A 19,466-nucleotide genomic window follows, 5' to 3' on the forward strand; every position below is an offset into this window, starting at 1 on the left:
GTTTAGGACGAGAGGCCGGCGGCCACGTCGGCGGCCTTCAACGCGCCCGCGATTCGGGCCGCCACACGCGCGTTCGATTCCACCAGCGCGATGTTGGTGGCAAGCGTGCGACCTTCGCTCAGCTCGAACATGCGATTGAGCAGATAAGGCGTCACGGCCTTGTGCGTGATGTGGGCGGCGTCGGCATCGGCCAGGGCCTGGTCGATCCACGCCCCGACGGTGGAGTTGTCGATGGCCGAGGCTTCCGGCACCGGATTGGCGACCAGCATGCCGCCGGTCAGGCCCAAGGCCTGGCGAGCGCGCTGAAACGATGCAACGGCATCGGCGGTATCGAGCCGCAGGGGGGCCGCCAGACCGGACGAGCGGGACCAGAAGGCGGGAAGGTCGGAGGTATCAAAACCGACGACAGGAACGCCTTTTGTCTCCAAAACTTCAAGTGTTTTCTCAATGTCGAGAATGGCCTTCGCCCCGGCGGAGACGACGATCACCGGCGTGCGTGCGAACTCCTCCAGATCGGCGGAAATATCGAAGCTTTCGGCCGCGCCGCGATGCACGCCGCCGATGCCGCCGGTGGCGAACACCTCGATGCCGGCGAGCGCCGCCGCGATCATCGTCGCGGCAACCGTCGTCGAACCAGTCCGGCCGGTGGCGATGGCATAGGCCAGATCGGCGCGCGACAGCTTCAGCGCATCCTTGGTCTGGGCGAGCGCCTCGAGCTGCGGCCGTTCCAGGCCGATGGTCAGTTCTCCGCCGAGCACCGCGATGGTCGCCGCCAGCGCGCCTTCCTCGGCAACGATCGCTTCGACCTTTTCGGCCATTGCGAGATTCTGCGGCCAGGGCATGCCGTGCGTGATGATCGTCGATTCGAGGGCGACGACCGGCTTGCCGATGGAAAGAGCGTCGGCCACCTCGCGCGACAGTTTGAAGGGCGGGGTCGTGGGCATGGAAATCTTATCCTTCGAAATAGCACTCGGGGGCCGGCAGGGCGTTCGCGATCTCTGGAACGTCCCGCTCGAAGCCTGTCGCCGTCAGCGTGCCCGTCGCAATCCGGATCATCGCGGACGCCATCCCGAGGCGGGCTCCTTCATAAAGCGACAAGCCGCGGCAGAGCGACAGCAGGGCGATACCGGCGAGCGTATCGCCGGCGCCGGTGACATCCATGGAATCGGAGATCGGGATGGGCGCCTGCAATTGCACGGCGCCGTCCTCCAGGATCGCTGCCGACCGCGGCCCGTCGGTCACGACGGCGCGCCGGCAGCCCAGAGCACGAAGACGGAAGGCGAGGGCGCCGACACCGGCGTCGGGGTCGCCCTGGGCCAGGGCACAGGCCTCGGCCCGCGATACGAACAGCACCGACAGGTCCGGCAGCGCGCCGCTCAGCCGCACCACCTTGGCCGGCGACACGCCGATCGCCGCGGATGGCCGCGCGCCGGCCTCACGGACGAAATATTCGACGCTTCTGGGCGGCAGGTTGGCGTCGACCAGCAGGGCGTCCGCTTCTGCGATCATCGTGCGGATATGACGGCGCTGGAACGCCCGTGGCGACAGGAGATCGTAGAGGGCCATGTCGGCGATACCGGCAACCAGATCGCCGCGGTCGTCGAGAATCGCGGTATAGCTCGGTGTCGTGCGGTCGAGCCACGTCAGCGGACAGTCGTGAATGCCGGCCTCCGCCAAGGTCTGTCCGACCAGCTCTCCATCCGCATCGCCGCCGCGCGCGCCGAGATACGTGGCCTTCGCGCCAGCCGCGCGAAGCGCCAAACCGGCGTTGAGTACCGAACCTCCGGCCTGGGCGACCAGGCGCCCGGGGTTGGACGCGGCGGGCACGAAGCCATCGACGGCGCGCGCACGGCGGTCGATATGAGCGGCGCCGGCCAGGAGAATCACGGGATGGGACGAAGGCATGGCGTCTCTTTTCACCATTTCGCAACACTTGGCTAGGTGGCGGGCCTGCCCGAATCGGCTCGTGGAGCGGGAACAAAACAAGATCATCTCTTGTATAGCGAGAACAAATAGAGTACATAGGGTCGGAAACGGCACGATTGCGTCGACCCTCAACGCGTGGAATAAGGTCCCGTCCCCATGGCTCAGAACATGCTTCGTCTCGTAGAGGATAATTCGTTGGACAAGGATAAGGCTCTCGATGCCGCCCTGGCGCAGATCGAGCGGGCGTTCGGCAAGGGCTCGATCATGCGGCTCGGTGCCAACGACAAGATTGTCGAGGTCGAGACGGTTTCTACGGGCTCACTCGGACTGGATATCGCGCTCGGTGTCGGCGGCCTGCCGAAAGGCCGCATCGTCGAGGTTTACGGACCGGAAAGCTCGGGCAAGACCACGCTGGCGCTTCACACGATCGCGGAAGCGCAGAAGAAGGGCGGCATCTGCGGCTTCGTCGACGCCGAGCACGCGCTCGATCCGGTCTATGCGCGCAAGCTGGGGGTCGATCTCGAAAATCTCCTGATCTCGCAGCCCGACACGGGCGAGCAGGCCCTAGAAATCACCGACACATTGGTGCGCTCCGGTGCGCTGGACGTGCTCGTCGTCGATTCGGTCGCAGCTCTGACGCCGCGTGCCGAGATCGAAGGCGAGATGGGCGATTCTCTGCCGGGCATGCAGGCCAGGCTGATGAGCCAGGCACTCCGCAAGCTAACGGCATCGATCGCCCGGTCGAAATGCATGGTCATCTTCATCAATCAGATCCGCATGAAGATCGGCGTGATGTTCGGTTCTCCGGAGACGACGACGGGCGGCAATGCCCTGAAATTCTATTCGTCCGTGCGCCTCGACATCCGTCGTATCGGCGCGATCAAAGATCGCGACGAGGTCACCGGCAACCAGACGCGCGTCAAGGTGGTCAAGAACAAGCTCGCGCCTCCCTTCAAGCAGGTCGAGTTCGACATCATGTATGGCGAGGGCGTGTCGAAGACCGGCGAACTGATCGATCTCGGCGTGAAGACCGGGATCGTCGAAAAGTCCGGCGCCTGGTTCTCCTACAACAGCCAGCGGCTGGGCCAGGGGCGTGAGAACGCCAAGCAGTTCCTGCGCGACAATCCCGATACGGCCAACGAGATCGAACTGGCGATCCGCCAGAATGCCGGATTGCTGGCCGATCAGATGCTCGACAGTGGCGAAGAGGGCGACGCGGCCGAAGAATAGACGCGCGGTCGGCGGCCCGACGGGGCGCCCGAGAAAACGATGATATCGGGCGCGGCTCTATGCAAGGGGTCGCGCCCTTCGTCGTTGCAGCGCGGGAAACGCCATCGCACGCGGCCGCGGCAATTGCGCGGGCTGCGGTGGACGCGTAGCCGCCGCTAGGTCGAAACCGCAGGGCGCCGCAAAGTCAGGCGCCGGATGGACAGCGCCCGGTCCCCTCGGTAAATAGCGCTCTCGACCGGCAACGGCCGTTTGGTCGGCCGGATCGGACGGGTGTTGCTTTATAGATGACCGGCGCCGGTGGTGCTGCTCTTCCCGACCGGGCAAGAGTTGCCGCCAGCGACGGTATAACGATGGTTTTGCGAAGGTTCTCCGATGAGCGGCGTGAACGAAATCCGGTCGACATTTCTCGACTATTTCGCCAAGGACGGGCACGAGAAGGTGCCGTCTTCGCCGCTGGTGCCGCGCAACGATCCGACGTTGATGTTCACCAACGCCGGCATGGTGCAGTTCAAGAATGTCTTCACCGGTCTTGAACAGCGGCCCTACAAACGCGCGACCACGGCGCAGAAGGTGGTGCGCGCCGGCGGCAAGCACAACGATCTCGACAATGTCGGCTACACCGCGCGGCATCACACCTTCTTCGAGATGCTCGGCAACTTCTCCTTCGGCGATTATTTCAAGGACCACGCGATCGAGCTCGCCTGGACGCTGATCACCAAGGAGTTCGCGCTACCGAAAGATCGGCTGCTGGTCACCGTCTATTCCGAGGACGACGAGGCCGCGGCCCTGTGGAAGTCGATCGCCGGCTTTTCCGACGACCGGATCATTCGCATTCCGACGTCGGACAATTTCTGGACCATGGGCGAGACTGGTCCGTGCGGCCCATGCTCGGAGATTTTCTATGATCAGGGCGAGGATGTGTTCGGCGGTCCTCCGGGAAGCCCCGACGAGGACGGCGACCGTTTCCTGGAGTTCTGGAATCTGGTTTTCATGCAGTACGATCAGGTCGACCGGGAAACGCGGCTCGACCTGCCGCGCCCGTCGATCGACACAGGCATGGGCCTGGAGCGTATGGCGGCCGTGCTGCAGGGTGTGCACAGCAACTACCAGACTGATCTCTTCCGGCGCCTGATCGGCGCGGTCGAGGATGCCGTCGGCTCCGAGGCCAAGGGCGATGCGGCGCCGAGCCACCGGGTCATCGCCGACCACATCCGCTCGACGGCATTCCTCATCGCCGACGGCGTGCTGCCCTCGAACGAAGGCCGCGGCTACGTGCTGCGCCGGATCATGCGGCGCGCCATGCGCCATGCCCGGCTGCTCGGCGCGCAGGAGCCGGTGCTTTACCAGATCCTGCCGACGCTGGTCTCGGAGATGGGGCGCGCCTATCCCGAACTGGTGCGCGCCGAGGCGCTGACCACCGAAACGCTGAAGCTGGAGGAGAAGCGTTTCCTTCAGACGCTCGACCGGGGCCTCGCCCTGCTTGCGGAAGAGACGCGGTCGATGTCGAAGGGCGATCTGCTCTCCGGCGTGACGGCATTCAAGCTTTACGACACCTATGGCTTTCCGCTCGACCTGACCCAGGACGCGCTTCGCCAGCGCGGCATTGCCGTCGATCTCGCCGGCTTCCAGGACGCCATGGAGCGCCAGCGCGCCGAGGCGCGCAAAAGCTGGGCAGGATCCGGCGAGGCGGCGGCCGAGAGTGTCTGGTTTGCGATCCGCGAGCGGGTCGGGCCGACCGAGTTCCTGGGCTATGATACCGAGCGCGCCGAAGGCGTGGTGGTGGCCGTGGTCAAGGACGGTGCCGAGTGCTTCTCGGCCGAAGCCGGCGACGAGATCTCGCTGGTGCTCAACCAGACGCCGTTCTACGCGGAATCCGGTGGCCAGGTCGGCGACACCGGCCGGATGCGCGGCGAGAATTCCGAGATCGAGATCACTGATACGCAGAAGATGGCGGACGGCCTGTTCGTGCATCGCGGCAAGGTTGCCAAGGGAACGATCAGGCCGGACCAGGCGCTCGAACTGATCGTCGACGGCGAGCGCCGCGGCCGCACGCGGCTCAACCATTCGGCCACCCATCTTCTCCATGAGGGCCTGCGCGAGGTGCTCGGCATGCATGTGGCGCAGAAGGGATCGATGGTCTCGCCGGAGCGGCTGCGCTTCGACTTCTCCCACCCGAAGCCGGTGGAGCCTTCGCAGCTTGCCGAAGTGGAACGGCTGTCGAATGCGATCGTGCTGCAGAATGCGCCGGTCGAGACGCGGATCATGGCCGTCGACGACGCGATCGAACTCGGCGCGATGGCGCTGTTCGGCGAAAAGTACGGCGACGAGGTCCGCGTCGTGTCGATGGGTACGGCGACGGAAGGCGAAAAGGCTGGCCGAACCTATTCGATGGAGCTGTGCGGCGGCACCCATGCGCGCTCGACCGGCGATATCGGCCTGATTCACGTGGTCTCCGAGGGCGCCGTCGGCGCTGGCGTGCGCCGGATCGAGGCGCTGACCGGTGCCGCTGCGCGCGACTATCTGCTGGAGCAGGACGCCCGGGTGCGCCGCATGGCTGCGACGCTCAAGGTGGCGCCCGCCGAGGCGGCCGAACGTCTGGAGACGATCGTCGAGGAGCGCCGCCGGCTGGAGCGCGAGCTGGCCGAGGCCAAGAAGAAGCTGGCGCTGGCGGGCGATGGCGGCGGCAACGCCGGCGAGGCGACCCGAGAGGTCGGCGGCGTCAAATATCTGGGCCGCGTGCTGAGCGGCGTATCGGGCAAGGACCTGAAAGGCATGGTCGACGAGGCCAAAGCTTCTCTCGGGTCCGGCGTCGTCGCCTTCGTCGGCGTGGCCGATGGTAAGGCGAGCGTGGTGGTCGGCGTCACCGGGGACCTCACCGAGCGCTTCGATGCCGTGGCGCTGGTGCGCGCGGCGAGCCAGGCGATCGGGGGCAAGGGCGGCGGCGGGCGTCCCGACATGGCTCAGGCCGGAGGCCCGGATGCGTCCAAGGCCGATGAAGCGATCGCCGCGGTGGAGCAGGCCCTGGAAGCCGCCTGAGGCGGACGGAGGCCTATCAAGCCGTCCGATTCCCGATCAGGCGGCTTGATTCATTCCATCCGAGCGGTCGTCCGATCGTCTCGGCGTCGTGATCGCAATCAGCCGTCGACGGATCGGGCATTCTCGGAAAAGTCCGGGCGTGATGGGCCAACCACGCAGAAACGGTGACCGGTCGGAGCCTCCATCACAATCCAGGTCTTGATCGCGGCAATCCGTTTCGCGCCCAGCGCTTCCAGGCGCTTCGCCTCCGCCTCCTTGTCGTCCGTCTCGATATCCAGATGCACGCGCGGCGAATGATCGACCGCCTGGATGAGCACTCTCGGCTCGCCGTCCGGCATTTTCAGAACGGCATATCTGCCGTCTTCGTCGATCTCGCCCGAGCACCCGAAGAGGCCGGACCAGAAGGCGAGTGCGCCTTCCAGTTCCGTCGTCTGGCAGTCGACGACAAGGCATCCCAGTCGGCTTTTGTGAGCCATCGATCCTCCTCCGAAACGACAAACCCGGCGTGGAGGCATCCGCGCCGGTTTCGAACCTAGACGACCTGCCTGCTTCGGCTAGGCGGCCATGACCTTTTTCAGGTTTTCGTCGAGCTTGTCGAGGAAGCCGTTGGTGGTGAGCCACGACTGCTCGGGGCCGATCAGAAGCGCCAGATCCTTGGTCATGTAGCCGCTCTCGACGGTGTCGATGCAGACCTTTTCCAGCGTTTCGGCGAAGGCCTTGAGGTCGGCATTGTCGTCGAGTTTGGCGCGATGCGCGAGACCGCGCGTCCATGCGAAGATCGAGGCGATCGGGTTGGTCGAGGTCTCCTGGCCCTTCTGGTGCTGGCGATAGTGCCGGGTCACCGTGCCGTGTGCGGCTTCGGCCTCCACGGTCTCGCCGTCCGGCGTCATCAGCACCGAGGTCATCAGGCCGAGCGAGCCGAAGCCCTGCGCCACGATGTCGGACTGCACGTCTCCGTCGTAGTTCTTGCAGGCCCAGACATAGCCGCCCGACCACTTCAGCGCAGCCGCCACCATGTCGTCGATCAGGCGGTGCTCGTAGGTCAGGCCCTTGGCGTCGAACTGGGTCTTGAACTCGGCGTCGAAGATCTCCTGGAAGAGGTCCTTGAACCGGCCGTCATAGGCCTTGAGGATCGTGTTCTTGGTCGAGAGATAGCAAGGCACGCCGCGCTGCAGCGAATAGTTGAAAGAGGCGCGGGCGAAGTCCTTGATCGACTCGTCGAGATTGTACATCGCCATTGCCACGCCCGAGGCCGGGGCGTCGAACACTTCGTGCTCGATCGTCTCGCCGTCCTCGCCGACGAACTTGATCGTCAGCTTGCCCTTGCCGGGGAACCGGAAGTCGGTGGCGCGGTACTGATCGCCATAAGCATGGCGGCCGACGATGATCGGCTGGGTCCAACCGGGCACCAGTCGCGGCACGTTCTTCATGATGATCGGCTCGCGGAAGATGACGCCGCCCAGGATGTTGCGGATCGTGCCGTTGGGCGAGCGCCACATCTTCTTGAGCCCGAATTCCTCGACGCGGGCCTCGTCGGGGGTGATCGTGGCGCACTTCACGCCGACGCCGTATTTCTTGATGGCATTGGCGGCCTCGACCGTGATCTGGTCGTCGGTCTCGTCGCGCTTCTGGATCGACAGGTCGTAATAGTGCAGGTCGACGTCGAGATACGGGTAGATCAGCTTGTCCTTGATGAACTGCCAGATGATCCGGGTCATTTCGTCGCCGTCCAGCTCCACGACCGGATTGTCGACCTTGATCTTCGCCATGAACCTCTTCCTCTGCACGTGGCCAGCCGGATACACCGGCAATTTGCGGTGAATCTGCAGCCGAATGTCAAACTGTCGCGCCTATAACACTGCGACAGCAAGACGCAAAGCAGTTCGCGCCCGCAAAGGCCGTACGGAAACGGAGTCGGATTGGACGCCTTGATCCTCGTCGATGCCCCATGTGGGCCGATCCTCGGACAGCGTGACGAGACGGGCTGTCGTTTTCTCGGCATTCCCTATGCCAGGCCGCCGCTCGGCGACCGACGCTTTGCCGCGCCCGAAGCGCGGGAGCGTTTTTCGGCGCCTTGGGAGGCCTTCGCCTACGGTCCGGCGGCGCCGCAGAAGCGCGCTCTGCCGCAACCGATCGGAAGCTTCATGGCGGCCGTCCGGCGGTTCGACGAGGACTGTTTGTCGCTGAATGTCTGGACGCCGGCGACCGACGGAGCGCGCCCGGTGCTGGTCTTCATCCACGGTGGGGGCTTCATCATCGGGTCGAGCGCGCAGTATCCCGGCGCCGATTTGGCGGTCCGCGGCGACGTCGTCGTGGTCACCATCAACTATCGGCTGGGCCTGTTGGGCTTCAACGGATTCGCGGAACTGTATCCGGATGATCCGCGATTTGCGGCCAATGCCGGCCTGCTCGATCAGGCTCTGGCGCTGCAATGGATCAGGACGAACATCGCGGCTTTCGGTGGCGATCCCGACCGCGTGACCCTCGCGGGCGAATCGGCTGGAGCAGCCTCGGTCGCCTTCCACCTCGTCCATCGGCCGTCCTGGCCGCTGTTCAACCGAGCGATTCTGCAGTCCGGCGGGCTCAACATGTTCTGGTCGCGCCGCGAGGCTGTGGAGGTCGCGGCCGACGTGGTGACGGCTCTCGACGCCGACGCCGAGCCCGGCCGCCTGTTCTCCCTGCCGGCCGCCGCATTTTCGCGGGTTCTGCGAAAGCTGGGCAAGACGCAAATGGGCATCCTGGCGCGGCCCTATCTGGACGGCATTCAGGTGCCCGAGCGGCCGCTGCGCGAGCTTTACGCCCTGGCCAAGCCCGTACCGCTCCTGGTCGGCACGACCCGCGACGAATTCTCTCTGTTCTCCGATCTGTCGCTGTTTCCGATCCAGTCGGACCTGACCTCGCTCTCCGGCTGGGCCGAGCGCGTGGCGGGCGCGTCCCGCGCAGCCGAAATCGCGCAGCTCTATCCCGAGACGCGGGAGGGCCGCATCGCCTTCGGCACGGACATTCTCTTCCGCATGCCGGCCGTCCATTTCGCCGATCTCCACGCCGAGCGTGCCCCGGCCTTCTGCTACCGGCTCGACTGGCCGGTGAAGGGGCTGCTCAACCGGCTCGGCGCGACCCATTCGGTGGATCTGCCGCTGCTGTTCGACGATTTCGTCAAGCGGTTTCGCAGTCTCTATCTGGGGCTGCTGGCGGATCCGAAACGGCGTGCCCTGTCGACGCGCATGAAGGCGCATTGGCTATCCTTCGTGCGAGACGGCCGCCCGGGCGAGGATTGGCCGGTCTACGAGCCGCTCCGTCGCGAAACGATGATCTTCAACGAGGTCGATCGGATCCAAAGCGATCCGGAGGGGAATCGCAGACCTGCCTGGGACGGCGTCGATCATTTCGTGGTGTAGGAGAGGCGCGGACGCCGCAATGGCCTTGGCCGCCGGTGTCCGTTGTTCTATCAGCGTCCGTCATGGACGACACAATGCATGACGACGATTGCGATGCCTCGGCCGCCGAGCGCGGACCGGCCATCGTTCTGGTCGAGCCCCAACTCGGCGAGAACATCGGCATGGTCGCTCGGGCCATGGCCAATTTCGGCCTGTGCGATCTCCGCCTGGTCAAACCGCGCGACGGCTGGCCGAGCGACAAGGCGCGCGCCACCGCCTCGCGGGCGGACCATGTCATCGACGCCGCGCAGTTGTACGACAGCGTCGAGGCGGCGGTCGCGGACCTGACCTATGTTCTCGCCACCACGGCACGCGCCCGAGACAGCTTCAAGCCAGTGCGCGGGCCCGAGGAAGCGGGGGCGGAACTGCGAGCCCGGGTCAAGGCAGGGCAGACGGGCGGCATCCTGTTCGGCCGCGAACGCTTCGGGCTGTCCAACGAGGAAGTCGGTCTGGCCGACGAGATCGTCACCTTTCCCGTCGATCCGAATTTCGCCTCGCTCAACATCGCCCAGGCCGTTCTGCTGATGAGCTATGAGTGGCGGAAGTCCGGCATGCCGTCAGGGTCGGGGCCGAGGTTTTCGGCGCCCGACATGCCGCCAGCGAGCAAGGACGATCTCTATCGGCTGTTCGAGCATCTGGAGACCGCGCTCGATCCGACCGGCTATTTCCGACCGCTGGAACGTCGCGACATCCTGGTCCAGAACCTGCGGGCGATGCTGTCGAAGGCCGGCTTCTCCGAGCCGGAGGTGCGCATGCTGCGCGGCGTGGTGCGCGCGCTGGAGCGGGGGCCGAGGTCCGAAAGCACCGACCCATGAGCGACCGTCCGATTCTGGTCTTCGATTCCGGCATCGGCGGCCTGACCGTGCTCCGCGAACTGCGGGTGCTGATGCCGGCCCGACGGATCGTCTATGTCGCGGACGACGCGGCGTTTCCCTACGGCGACTGGGAAGAAGGCGCGCTGACGCGACATATCGCCGACCTCTTCGCCACGCTTCTCGCCGAGCATGAGCCCGACCTGGCGGTGATCGCCTGCAACACCGCGTCGACGCTGGTGCTGCCGGCTTTGCGGCGTCGCTTCGCCCTGCCGTTCGTCGGCACGGTGCCGGCGATCAAGCCGGCGGCGGAGAGAAGCCGGTCGGGCTTGATCAGCGTCCTGGCGACGCCCGGCACGGTGAAGCGCGACTATACGCGCGATCTCATCCGCACCTTTGCCGGCCACTGCCATGTGCGTCTCGTCGGGTCCGCGCAACTGGCGCCGATGGCTGAGGCCTATCTGCGCGGCGCCGTCCCCGAAGACGAGGCGCTCGCCGCCGAGATCGCCGACTGCTTCGTCGAAAAGGAAGGCCGTCGCACCGATATCGTGGTGCTGGCCTGCACGCATTATCCGTTTCTCGCCAACGCCTTCCGCCGTCTGGCGCCGTGGCCGGTCGACTGGCTGGATCCTGCCGAGGCGATCGCCCGCCGCGCGCTCGACCTGCTGCCGCACGACGGTCCCGTTGCGTTTTCCAACGAGCAGGATCTGGCCGTCTTCACGTCAGGCGAACCATCCACCGAGACCCGCAGCTTGGTCCACGGCTTCGGTCTGACGGTCCGATAGGGGCGCCAGCTGCGGCCGGATCGGCGATTATGCTCGATGGAACGAGACGTCCGTCGTCTTTACGGCTCGCCCCTCGACCTGATCCGTGATGGCCAGCGAGAACGTGCCGTTGCCGGTATTGGTCAGCGTCAGCACGGAAGACCGGTCGCCGAAAATCGGCTTGCGCCACGTCATGTTAAGCACCAGCGAATTGCCCTTCTGCCGCCCTTCCAACTGGGCCGGCCCCTTCTTCGATCCGGTAAAGACGCCGGTGAAGACGCCGCTGCCCGGATCGTAGTCGAGGCTGGCCCCGATGCTGCGGGTGAAGATGACGGCCGCACGGCAATCACCGTCCATAGAAAAGGAATTGGCGGCGCGGTCGACGGCGATCGAGCATTTTATGGCGTTGGGTTTCGACGGACTTTCCTCACGAATGACTTCGCCCGAACCGCTCCACTGTCCGTCGAACCGGGACAGAAAGTCGCCGGCGGCTGCCGCCGGTTGGCTGACGGGCAGGGCGGTCGCCAACAGCGAAGCCGCAGCCAAAAGTGCAATGGTCTTCATCCTTGAACCTCTCACAATCTCTGCCGTGCGCCGCCTGTCAAAGCCGAGGGCCGAATAGGTCGCCTCTGTGGTTGTCGGCGCAATCGTTGGATCTGGAACGCTCCAGCCGCCATTGCGTTCGCTTGAGACAGTGAGTTTGAATGGAACGCGTCATGGACCTTATTCGAATTATTATCGCCATCCTGGTTCCGCCGCTCGGCGTCTTCCTCCAGGTGGGTCTCGGCAAGCACTTCTGGATCAACATCCTCCTGACGTTGCTTGGCTACATTCCCGGCATCGTGCACGCCGTCTGGGTGATCGCGAAGTACTAAGATCAGAGACGGCTTGACATCGGCGGACGATTTCCGTAACGACGGCTCAGCCAGTTGGAGAAGCCTCCGACTGGCTTTTTGACGTGTCCCGTGGACGGTTCGCATCGCGTATGCGCCGTCCTGTCAGCCCGTTTGAACCGATGGGCAGAGGAGGGCGCGTTTCCTCACCCGGTCGAGATGGTCTCGATCGGCGTTTTTGGTTTGAAGGAAATGCGATGAGCAAGCGCGATTCCGCGAAATATAAAATTGATCGCCGTATGGGCGAAAACATCTGGGGGCGTCCGAAGTCCCCGGTGAATCGCCGCCAGTACGGCCCCGGCCAGCACGGCCAGCGCCGCAAGGGCAAGATGTCCGACTTCGGCCTGCAGCTGCGCGCCAAGCAGAAGCTCAAGGGCTACTACGGCGACGTGTCGGAGAAGCAGTTCCGCAAGGTCTACGAAGAAGCCGCCCGTCGGCGTGGCGACACTTCGGAAAATCTGATCGGCCTCCTGGAGAGCCGGCTCGACGCCATCGTCTATCGCTCGAAGTTCGTTCCGACGATCTGGGCGGCGCGTCAGTTCGTCAACCATGGCCATGTCAACGTCAACGGCCGTCGCACCAACATTGGCTCCTACCGCTGCAAGCCCGGTGACGTGATCGAGGTGCGCGAGAAGTCCAAGCAGCTCGCCATCGTGCTGGAGTCGACCCAGCTCGCCGAGCGCGACGTGCCCGACTATGTCGAGGTCGATCACCAGAAGATGGTGGCGACGTTCAATCGCACGCCTGGTCTGCACGACGTGCCCTATCCGGTGCAGATGGAGCCGAACCTGGTCGTCGAGTTCTACTCGCGCTGATCGGTCCCAACGATCGCTTTATGGAAAAGGCCGCCTTCGGGTGGCCTTTTCTTTTGCTCCCCGGCTGAGGTATCACCCGACCGTCGGCCGTGCAGCGCAGCATGCGCCGTTGAAGCAGGTTTCACGGACGGATGCGGGCGGATGCTGGACCAGCCAAACTCCCTTGAGACGGACCTCGGCGACGACGAGGCGGCGGTTCATTCGCTGTTTCGTGACGCGCCGGCGAGCGTCTCGTTCAAGAAGCTGCGCAAGCGTCTGTTGCGTCAGACCCGCGAGGCGATCGAGGAATTCGCGATGGCGCGGCCCGGAGCCCGCTGGCTCGTCGGGCTGTCCGGCGGCAAGGATTCCTATGCGCTGCTGGCGGTGCTGACCGACCTCCAATGGCGCGGACTGTTGCCCGTCGATCTGCTGGCTTGCAATCTCGACCAGGGCCAGCCCGGCTTTCCCAGGCACATTCTGCCCGACTTCCTGGCGCGACACGGCATCGCCCACCGCATCGAATATCGCGACACCTACTCCATCGTGACCGACAAGGTGCCGGAAGGGGCGACCTATTGCGCGCTGTGTTCTCGGCTGCGCCGGGGCCATCTCTATCGGATCGCCCGTGAGGAGGGTTGCGAGGCCCTGGTGCTCGGACACCATCGTGAGGACTGCCTCGAGACGTTCTTCATGAACCTCTTCCACGGCGGCCGGCTGGCCGCGATGCCGCCCAAGCTGCTGAACGACGAAGGCGACGTCATGGTCCTCAGGCCACTGATCGGCGCCGCCGAGGAGGATCTCGCGAAGTTTTCCGCAGCGCTGCAGTTTCCAATCATTCCCTGCGACCTGTGCGGCAGCCAGGACGGGCTGCAACGCAATCTTATGAAGCAGATGCTGAACGACCTGGAACATCGGTTTCCAGGCCGCAAGGACGTGATGGTCCGCGCTCTCGCCCATGCGCGGCCAAGCCATCTGCTCGACCCGGCCCTGTTCGATTTCGCAGGGCTGATGCCGAAGAAGGATATGGTTTCGTGACCCGTAGCGTTGATATCGACCGCCTCGCCTCGATCCTCAAGCAGGCCGCGGCGGCGGAGATCCTGCCGCGCTTCCGCCGTCTGGAGCCGGACGACATCCGGCGCAAGACGTCGGCGATCGATCTCGTGACCGAGGCCGACGAGGCAGCCGAGCGCTTCATCCGCGCCGAATGCGCGACGCTCTGGCCGCAGGCCACGTTCGTCGGTGAGGAATCCGTTGCGGCCGATCCGGACCTACTGGCAGCCGTGCCCGAGGCCGACATGGCGATCGTCGTGGACCCGATCGATGGAACGGCCAACTTCGCCGCCGGCGCTCCGGTCTTCGCCGTCATGGCGTCCGTGGTCGTGAAGGGAGAAACCGTGGCCGGGCTGATCTACGATCCGCTTGGCGACGATGTCATGCTGGCCGAGCGCGGCGCCGGCGCCTTGCTCAAACGGGCGGACGGTTCGAGCGCCAAGATCGCAGTCGCCGAAGCGGTGCCGCTGGGTGACATGGTGGGCGCGGTGTCGCTGACCTATTTCCAGCCGGACGACAAGCGCGACCTCTTCGGACGCCTGTCGCAGGTCCGCGTGGTCGCCAATTATCGCTGCGCCGGCCACGAGTGGCGGCTCGCCGCCTCGGGCCATCTCCATTTCCTGGCCTATCAGAAGCTGATGCCGTGGGACCACCTGGCCGGGGCGCTGATCTATTCCGAAGCCGGCGGCCTCGTCCTGCGCCTCGACGGCGGACCCTATCTGCCTCAACACACCTCGGGCGGGCTGATCGCCGCGCCCGACCGGGAGAGCTGGTTGGTTCTGCGCCGGGAGGTGTTCGGCGATCTGAAGCCGGTCTGATCCTGGCTTGGCCGCCGCGTCACTCCGCCGTGGTGCGGATCTGGACGGTGTCGGGATGATCCGACACCGGACGATAACGCGGCTCGAACAAGCGTCCGCCCTCGGCGATGAACACCAGCATCAGCGACGTCAGCGACAGCACGAGAAAGCCGGTGAACAGCGGCAGCAGCGTGCCGTCGAAGAAGTAGCCGACGCTCGCGCCCAGCAATCCGCCGCCGAGCGTCTGCATGAAGCCGAGCACCGAGGAGGCGGTTCCGGCGACGTGACCGAGCGGATCCATGGCAAGCGCGTTGAAATTCGTGCCGATGAAACCAAACATGCAGAACATCGGCACGAACAGCAGGAAGAACAGCCAGAAGGGCTGGGCCCCGTCATAGGCGACGGCCAACGCCAATTGCACGGCGCTCAGCGTCGCGAAGCTGAGCAGCGCCGTATGCGATAGCCGGCGCATGCCGAAGCGGCGGACCAGCCTCGAATTGAGAAAGCTGGAGGCGGCCATGAAGATCGCGACGGCCGAGAAATAGAGGGTGAATTCGGGCCCGAAGTCGAACACCTCCGTATAGATCTGCTCCGCCTGATTGATGAATGCGAACAGCACGCCGAAGGCGACCGAGGTGGCCAGCGCGTAACCGAAGGCGACGCGGTTGGTGAAGACGACACGAAACGCCTCGCTGACGCGCTTGACCGTCAGCTCGCGCCGATCGTCGGGATGCAGCGTTTCCGGGAGACGCAGGCCCAGCCAGAGAAGAACGACCAGGCCGAACAGGAAGATCACCAACGAGATTTCGCGCCAGCTGCCGAACAAAAGGATCATTTGCCCGACATTCGGTGCCAGCACCGGAATGACCATGAAGACCATCATGATCAGCGACATGACGCTGGCCATCTGCCGGCCGCCGAAACAGTCGCGGACCACGGAGATCGCCAGAACGCGAGTGGCGGCCGTGCCCACGCCCTGAATCGCCCGGCAGAGCAGGAGGATGCCGAACGTCGGCGCAAACACCGCAGCGAGGGCCGCCGTCACGTAGATGCTCAAGCCGGCATAGAGCAGCGGCTTGCGGCCGAAGCGGTCGGACAATGGCCCGTAGAAAATCTGCGCCGCGCCGAAACCCAGCATGTAGGACGAGATCACGAATTGCCGCTGGTTTTCCGATTCGACCTGCAGCGCGGTGCCGATGTCCTGCAGGGCGGGAATGAAAATATCGATTGCCGCCGAGTTGAGCGCCATCAGGCTGGCGATCATCGTCACGAGCTCCCAATAGGGGAGGCCGCGCGTGTTGGTACTGGACGCGTCCGGCATGAGTAGACCTTTTCGGAATTGCCGCCGAGCCGTAAGCTCTCCTGAAGGGAACTGCAAGCCGCGCACCGACAGGACGATGACCGGCTTGTCATCCGAGGCGAGGCATCGTCTCGTCAGCTACGGATTTCTCGGACAATATGACGTTGAACGAAATTCGATAGAATGAAGCGGTAAGTCTGCGACGTGGCACGGAAATGCCATATCCCCGATCTGTTGAGGAAACGCGCAGACCTTGAAAAAGCCCCCCGGCAGGACCGGAGGGCGACGATCGTCGGCTAAAATGGGCGACGACGGATGGCTAGCTGGCGGCGGGCGCCGCGGCCTTCGTGGCGATACCCTTCTCGGCGAAAAGGCCCTTCAGTTCGCCCGCCTGGAACATCTCGCGGACGATGTCGCAGCCGCCGACGAACTCGCCCTTCACATAGAGCTGCGGGATCGTCGGCCATTGGCTGTAGGACTTGATCCCCTGGCGCAGATCGTCGGACGAGAGGACATTGATGCCCTTATAGGCGACGCCGAGATAATCGAGGATCTGAACGACCTGACCGGAGAAACCGCACTGCGGAAAATCCGGGGTGCCCTTCATGAAGAGCACGACGTCGTTGCTCTTGACCTCGCTATCGATCCAATTGTTGATTTCACTCATAGGGTTATCCTGATTGTGTCGTCGGTCTTGGGAAGAGGAATCTCCGAGGCATAAAGCGGCTCGGACTGCCGCGAACTGTTCCACGGTCTTGGCCATCCGGCAAGGCCTTCGCTCGAGCGCAGCTCCAATCGGGCGCCGGGTCGCCTATTTCGGCGCGCTGGTCTGCAGCGCAAGGGCATGCAGAATGCCGCCCATGTTGCCCTGGAGCGCCTGGTAGACCATCTGGTGCTGCTGGACGCGCGACTTTCCGCGAAAACTTTCGGAGACGACCTCGGCGGCGTAGTGGTCGCCGTCGCCGGCGAGATCGCGGATGCTCACTTGCGCGTCGGGGATGGCGTCCTTGATCATCCTTTCGATGTCGCGAGCATTCATTGCCATCGTGTCGGTCTCCACTTCTCGCGCCTCGCGAATCCGTTTCGAAGATAGGACCCGCGCGAGGGGTGATCAATGATCCTGACGCGACGCCGTCGGCGTCAGGCGGCTGCGGACGGTTCGACGACCTCGCCGGACATATAGGCGGGCAACCACGATTCGTGCGTGACGGTCATCTCGCCGACGCTCAGAGACAGGCGTTCGCCGATCGCCAGTCGATCGCCACCGACCGCGCCGAGACGGCGCCAGGCAATGCCGCTCGCAGCCGCTTGCGCCTCCAGGACGCCAGCGTCTGCCGACGAGACCGCAAGCACGTAGCGAGCCTGATCCTCGCCGAACAGCAGGGCGTGCCACGCTCCTTCGCCGATGTCGACCTGGGCGCCGCGTCCCGAAGCGATGCACATTTCCGCGAGCGCCACTGCCAGTCCGCCGTCGGAGATGTCGTGGCAGGCCGATACGCGGCCGGCACGAATCAGCGCACGCACGAAATCGCCATTGGCCTTTTCCTCGGCGAGATCGACGAGCGGCGGCGCACCCTCCTCGCGGCCATGAATTTCGCGCAGAAAGAGCGAGGCGCCAAGATGGCTGCCGTCGCGGCCGATAAGAAAGAGGACATCGCCATCCCGCATGCCGCCGACGCGGGCGGTGGTGGTGCGGTCCTCGATCAACCCGACGCCGCCGATCGTCGGCGTCGGCAGGATCGCGGCACCCTGCGTCTCGTTGTAGAGCGACACGTTGCCGGAGACGATCGGAAAGGCGAGCGCCTCGCAGGCCGCGCCGACGCCTTCGACCGCCTTGACGAACTGGCCCATCAACTCCGGCTTTTCCGGATTGCCGAAGTTCAAATTGTCCGTGGCCGCCAACGGCTCCGCGCCGACGGCGGAGAGATTGCGCCAGCACTCGGCCACGGCCTGCATCCCGCCCTGATACGGATCGGCTTCGCAATAGCGCGGGGTCACGTCGCAGGAGAAGGCCAGCGCCTTGGTCGGATGCCCGTCGACGCGCACGACGCCGGCGTCACCGCCAGGGGTCTGCAGGCCATTACCCTGGATGAGCGTATCGTACTGCTCGTAGACCCAGCGGCGCGAACTGCCGTCCGGCGAGCCGAGCAGAGCCAAAAGCGCGGCGCCGTAATCCTCAGGCTCGGGCAGGTCGGCGGCATGGATGCGCACGGCCGGCGCCGGCTCGATCCAAGGACGGTCGTATTCGGGAGCCTCGTCGCCCAACTCCTTGATCGGCAGGTCGGCCACTTGGCTGCCCCGCCAGAGAACGCGGAAGCGCAGGTCGTCGGTCGTCTTGCCCACCACCGCGAAATCCAGGCCCCATTTGGCGAAGATCGCCTCGGCCTCGCCGCGCTTTTCCGGAACCAGCACCATGAGCATGCGCTCCTGGCTTTCCGACAGCATCATTTCGTAGGCGCTCATCTGCGCCTCGCGCACCGGCACCTTGTCGAGGTCGAGCTCGATGCCGAGGTCGCCCTTGGCGCCCATCTCGACGGCCGAGCAGGTGAGGCCGGCGGCACCCATGTCCTGGATGGCGACCACCGCGCCCGTCGCCATCAATTCCAGGCAGGCTTCCAGCAGGCATTTCTCGGTGAAGGGATCGCCGACCTGGACCGTCGGCCGCTTCTCGTCGATATCGGCGTCGAACTCCGCCGACGCCATGGTGGCGCCACCGACGCCGTCGCGGCCGGTCTTGGCGCCGAGATAGACCACTGGCAGGCCAACGCCCTCCGCCTTGGAATAGAAGATCGCGTCCGACTTCGCGAGCCCGGCGGCAAAGGCATTGACCAAGCAATTGCCGTTGTAGCGGGAATGGAAATTCACCTCGCCGCCCACGGTAGGCACACCGAAGGCGTTGCCGTAGCCGCCAATGCCGGCGACGATGCCGGCCACGAGATGGCGCGTCTTGGGATGATCGGGCGCGCCGAAACGCAGGGAATTCATCGCCGCGATCGGCCGCGCGCCCATGGTGAAGACGTCGCGCAGGATTCCGCCGACGCCGGTCGCGGCACCCTGATAAGGCTCGATATAGGAGGGGTGGTTGTGGCTCTCCATCTTGAAGACCACGCAGTCGCCGTCGCCGATATCGACGACACCGGCATTCTCACCCGGCCCCTGAATGACGCGCGCCCCTTTGGTCGGCAGCGTGCGCAACCACCGCTTGGACGACTTGTACGAGCAGTGCTCGTTCCACATGGCCGAGAAGATGCCGAGTTCGGTCAGCGTCGGCGTCCGTCCGATCAATTCCAGGACCCGGTCGTATTCGTCCGGTTTCAGGCCATGAGCCTGGGCGAGGGCAGGGGTGACGGAAGGTTCCACGTGGCGGCATCCGTGGCTGAGCAGGAACACGGCGCCCCTGCGCGTTTGAGGAGAGCGTCCGCAGAGC

General features: G+C 64.9%; 18 protein-coding genes. 9 read left to right on the forward strand and 9 right to left on the reverse strand.

Features of this window, described 5'->3' with window-relative positions; genetic code table 11:
- Positions 1-2: 2 nt before the first annotated feature.
- Both SMD10_RS11575 and SMD10_RS11580 read right to left on the reverse strand, forming a co-directional pair.
- The gene (locus tag SMD10_RS11575) at positions 3-944 is read right to left on the reverse strand and encodes a pseudouridine-5'-phosphate glycosidase (RefSeq protein WP_331685849.1); all 942 of its coding nucleotides are present in this window, start codon (positions 942-944) and stop codon (positions 3-5) included.
- Positions 945-951: 7 nt separating this feature from the next.
- The gene (locus SMD10_RS11580; RefSeq protein ID WP_331685850.1) at positions 952-1,905 is read right to left on the reverse strand and encodes a PfkB family carbohydrate kinase; all 954 of its coding nucleotides are present in this window, start codon (positions 1,903-1,905) and stop codon (positions 952-954) included.
- A 177-nt stretch (positions 1,906-2,082) separates the two neighbouring features.
- On the opposite strand from SMD10_RS11580, the gene recA reads away from it, so the two are divergent.
- Together recA and alaS are read left to right on the forward strand one after the other, a co-directional pair.
- Positions 2,083-3,156: a recombinase RecA gene (recA, locus tag SMD10_RS11585; protein ID WP_331685851.1), complete on the forward strand. Its 1,074-nt coding sequence runs from the start codon at positions 2,083-2,085 to the stop codon at positions 3,154-3,156.
- A 372-nt stretch (positions 3,157-3,528) separates the two neighbouring features.
- The gene (alaS, locus tag SMD10_RS11590) at positions 3,529-6,192 is read left to right on the forward strand and encodes an alanine--tRNA ligase (protein WP_331685852.1); all 2,664 of its coding nucleotides are present in this window, start codon (positions 3,529-3,531) and stop codon (positions 6,190-6,192) included.
- Between the two features lie 98 nt (positions 6,193-6,290).
- Here alaS and SMD10_RS11595 read toward each other — a convergent pair whose 3' ends face one another.
- Positions 6,291-6,668 (reverse strand): VOC family protein, encoded by a 378-nt coding sequence (locus SMD10_RS11595; protein WP_331685853.1) that lies wholly within the window; start codon positions 6,666-6,668, stop codon positions 6,291-6,293.
- 78 nt (positions 6,669-6,746) lie between these two features.
- Complete coding sequence (locus tag SMD10_RS11600) at positions 6,747-7,961, reverse strand: NADP-dependent isocitrate dehydrogenase (protein ID WP_331685854.1); 1,215 nt, start codon at positions 7,959-7,961, stop codon at positions 6,747-6,749.
- 150 nt (positions 7,962-8,111) lie between these two features.
- Here SMD10_RS11600 and SMD10_RS11605 point away from each other — a divergent pair, with 150 nt between their 5' ends.
- The 3 genes from SMD10_RS11605 (at position 8,112) to murI (ending at position 11,226) form a co-directional block, all read left to right on the forward strand.
- Positions 8,112-9,590: a carboxylesterase/lipase family protein gene (locus tag SMD10_RS11605; RefSeq protein WP_331685855.1), complete on the forward strand. Its 1,479-nt coding sequence runs from the start codon at positions 8,112-8,114 to the stop codon at positions 9,588-9,590.
- A gap of 74 nt (positions 9,591-9,664) precedes the next feature.
- On the forward strand, positions 9,665-10,444 hold the full coding sequence (locus tag SMD10_RS11610; protein ID WP_331685856.1) for an RNA methyltransferase: 780 nt from the start codon (positions 9,665-9,667) through the stop codon (positions 10,442-10,444).
- Positions 10,441-11,226 carry a glutamate racemase gene (murI, locus tag SMD10_RS11615; protein WP_331685857.1) on the forward strand — a complete coding sequence of 262 codons (786 nt, stop codon included), beginning with the start codon at positions 10,441-10,443 and terminating at the stop codon, positions 11,224-11,226. The genes SMD10_RS11610 and murI overlap by 4 nt, the downstream gene beginning before the upstream one ends.
- 27 nt (positions 11,227-11,253) lie before the next feature.
- Here murI and SMD10_RS11620 read toward each other — a convergent pair whose 3' ends face one another.
- Positions 11,254-11,769, reverse strand: a complete 516-nt coding sequence (locus tag SMD10_RS11620) for a hypothetical protein (RefSeq protein WP_331685858.1) — start codon at positions 11,767-11,769, stop codon at positions 11,254-11,256.
- 152 nt (positions 11,770-11,921) lie between these two features.
- Here SMD10_RS11620 and SMD10_RS11625 point away from each other — a divergent pair, with 152 nt between their 5' ends.
- The 4 genes from SMD10_RS11625 to SMD10_RS11640 all read left to right on the forward strand — a co-directional run bounded on the left by SMD10_RS11625 (position 11,922) and on the right by SMD10_RS11640 (position 14,760).
- Complete coding sequence (locus tag SMD10_RS11625; protein WP_331685859.1) at positions 11,922-12,080, forward strand: YqaE/Pmp3 family membrane protein; 159 nt, start codon at positions 11,922-11,924, stop codon at positions 12,078-12,080.
- Positions 12,081-12,295: 215 nt separating this feature from the next.
- The gene (gene rpsD / locus SMD10_RS11630) at positions 12,296-12,913 is read left to right on the forward strand and encodes a 30S ribosomal protein S4 (protein ID WP_331685860.1); all 618 of its coding nucleotides are present in this window, start codon (positions 12,296-12,298) and stop codon (positions 12,911-12,913) included.
- Positions 12,914-13,054: 141 nt separating this feature from the next.
- Positions 13,055-13,927 carry a tRNA 2-thiocytidine(32) synthetase TtcA gene (gene ttcA / locus SMD10_RS11635; RefSeq protein WP_331685861.1) on the forward strand — a complete coding sequence of 291 codons (873 nt, stop codon included), beginning with the start codon at positions 13,055-13,057 and terminating at the stop codon, positions 13,925-13,927.
- Complete coding sequence (locus tag SMD10_RS11640; RefSeq protein ID WP_331685862.1) at positions 13,924-14,760, forward strand: inositol monophosphatase family protein; 837 nt, start codon at positions 13,924-13,926, stop codon at positions 14,758-14,760. The genes ttcA and SMD10_RS11640 overlap by 4 nt, the downstream gene beginning before the upstream one ends.
- Positions 14,761-14,779: 19 nt before the next feature.
- On the opposite strand, the gene SMD10_RS11645 is transcribed toward SMD10_RS11640, so the two are convergent.
- The 4 genes from SMD10_RS11645 to purL form a co-directional block, all read right to left on the reverse strand.
- Positions 14,780-16,060 carry a multidrug effflux MFS transporter gene (locus SMD10_RS11645; protein WP_331685863.1) on the reverse strand — a complete coding sequence of 427 codons (1,281 nt, stop codon included), beginning with the start codon at positions 16,058-16,060 and terminating at the stop codon, positions 14,780-14,782.
- 298 nt (positions 16,061-16,358) lie between these two features.
- Positions 16,359-16,706, reverse strand: a complete 348-nt coding sequence (gene grxD / locus SMD10_RS11650; RefSeq protein ID WP_331685864.1) for a Grx4 family monothiol glutaredoxin — start codon at positions 16,704-16,706, stop codon at positions 16,359-16,361.
- Positions 16,707-16,850: 144 nt separating this feature from the next.
- A complete protein-coding gene (locus SMD10_RS11655) occupies positions 16,851-17,084 on the reverse strand; it encodes a BolA family transcriptional regulator (RefSeq protein ID WP_331685865.1) in 234 nt (77 codons plus the stop codon).
- A gap of 95 nt (positions 17,085-17,179) precedes the next feature.
- The gene (purL, locus tag SMD10_RS11660) at positions 17,180-19,399 is read right to left on the reverse strand and encodes a phosphoribosylformylglycinamidine synthase subunit PurL (RefSeq protein WP_331685866.1); all 2,220 of its coding nucleotides are present in this window, start codon (positions 19,397-19,399) and stop codon (positions 17,180-17,182) included.
- Positions 19,400-19,466 lie beyond the last annotated feature (67 nt).

The organism is Consotaella aegiceratis, assembly GCF_036541425.1.
Lineage (GTDB): Bacteria > Pseudomonadota > Alphaproteobacteria > Rhizobiales > Rhizobiaceae > Consotaella > Consotaella aegiceratis.